Origin of the sequence: Romboutsia sp. (assembly GCF_035470145.1) — a bacterium.
Taxonomy (GTDB): domain Bacteria; phylum Bacillota; class Clostridia; order Peptostreptococcales; family Peptostreptococcaceae; genus Romboutsia_D.
Genome location: NZ_DATIRC010000020.1, coordinates 1 through 1954, shown reverse-complemented (window position 1 = coordinate 1954; position 1954 = coordinate 1). Strand labels below are relative to the sequence as shown.

Sequence of the window (1954 nt, the reverse complement as noted above, 5' to 3'; positions counted from 1 at the left end):
GGAGCCCGGATGAAAAATATATTTACTGGGATGCATATACTAATGGAGTTGCGAATATATACAGAACGGATATTAGTAATAATAATATAGAGGCTCTAAGTCATGCCGTAACAGGTTTGTTTAATCCTATATATGTTTCTGAGGATTCATTGTTTGCATTTGAGTTTACTGCCAAAGGATTTATTCCCGTTATGGCTCCTAATAAGCCAGCAGTTCACCTGCCTGCAATAAACTATCTAGGGCAGGAAATTATAAGTAAAAGTCCGCAAGTGATGAATTGGGTATTAAATCCAGCACAGGATAATAAATATAAAATTGATTCCTCCAATGAAGAGGATTACAGCGGTTTAAACAATCTTAAAATTAATACGATGATTCCGGTAATAACCGGGTTTCAATCTCAAAAAGTTGTAGGTTTTTTTTCGCGTATTTCAGATCCACTTCTAATTCATGATATAACACTTGAGGTTGGAATTTCGCCCTTTAATACAAACTCAAATAATCCCAACATTCATTTTATGGGAAAATATGAGTACAAAAAGAAGTTTGAAATCGGATTAGAATATAATGCTCCGGATTTTTTTGATCTATTTAATAATCGAAAAAGAGGAATGATCGGAACAAAAATATCGATGATTAATACTAATTACTGGCTTTATAATAATCCACATAAAATAATGCAAAAAACGGAAATTGATTTATATACAGGAGTTAAATCAATAAATGATAACCTTGTAAAAGTGTCACAGCCTGACTTTATTACAGCTTCAACAAATTTGAATTCTAAAAGTATCAGAAGAAGCATAGGAAGTGTTGATTATGAGAGTGGTAATGAATTTAATATAACGTTAAATTCCTTTGTATCAAATTTTACCAAGTTTGATGCTGCTGCAGAAGTCCATGTTGAGTGGGATAATTACTCAACCTGGATAGGTGAACACAATGTATTTCATTTTAAAATAGGTCTGGGTTATAACCATCAAAATAATAATCTTGCACAGGCTCATTATTTTTTCGGGGGATTTGGAAATCGTCCATTCGATGATGTCCCGGTGAAACAATACAGGGATTTGTTTAGATTTCCGGGTATCCCCATTTACAGCTTGGCAACAGATAAATTTGGTAAACTGATGTTAGAAAACAACTTTCCACCTATCAGATTTGGAGGGGTAGGAATAGGCCAGCATTTTCTGGATTACATTGATATGTCCGTTTACTCAAGTGGACTTGTAGCAAATACAGAAGGTACAAACATATGGTTAGATGCCGGAGCTCAAATAAATTTTGTATTTAAACATTGGTTTAACCTTGAATCAACTTTATCCGCAGGTATAGCAAAAGCCTTTTATAAAAATGGAGAATCTTGGCAATGGTTTTTATCATACAAAATCCTAAAAAATTAGTATTTTGTTGTCTTAAACTCTGCATTTAACCTTTTGTCGTTAATATTGGCATTTAATTTAGTTTGTCTTGGCAACTTTAGATAATCTGCTATATTTAGTTACTTAATTATCAGGGTGACAAGTGTTAACGATAGTAAATATGATTGATAAATTGCTTCAAAACTATTTTAAGCCTGATGAAATAGCAGAGTATAAGAATATAATAGCGAAGAGTTCGGAAAAGCAAAAACCATTCAAAACTTCATTAAATAAAGCAACAAAGGATCAACTTAATTCTGAAATTGCTCCGACACAAAACTATCACGCCAGTATAAATTTCCTAATTACTTTTGCTGAAAACAAACTTGTAAAACAAAAATTTCTTGAATTTTTGCAGAGCCTTGGTGAATTATCGATTGCTCAAGGGGAACTTAACACTGCAACAGAAATTTATAATTTCATTTTGAATTTAATTAATAATGATCCTAAACAAGAGAATGCAGCAGCGCACGCTATTCTTGCCTTGGGTGATATTACCAGCCGCTATGCAGAATGGGAAAAGAGCATTAGCT

General features: G+C 32.9%; 2 protein-coding genes. Both read left to right on the top strand.

All coding sequences use genetic code 11. The features are described from left to right. A partial coding sequence (locus tag VLM92_RS01020; protein ID WP_325274494.1) for a hypothetical protein occupies window positions 1–1403 on the top strand: 1403 nt, incomplete at its 5' end. Window positions 1404–1524: 121 nt separating this feature from the next. Continuing rightward, on the top strand, window positions 1525–1954 hold a 430-nt coding region (locus VLM92_RS01015; RefSeq protein ID WP_325274493.1), incomplete at its 3' end, for a hypothetical protein.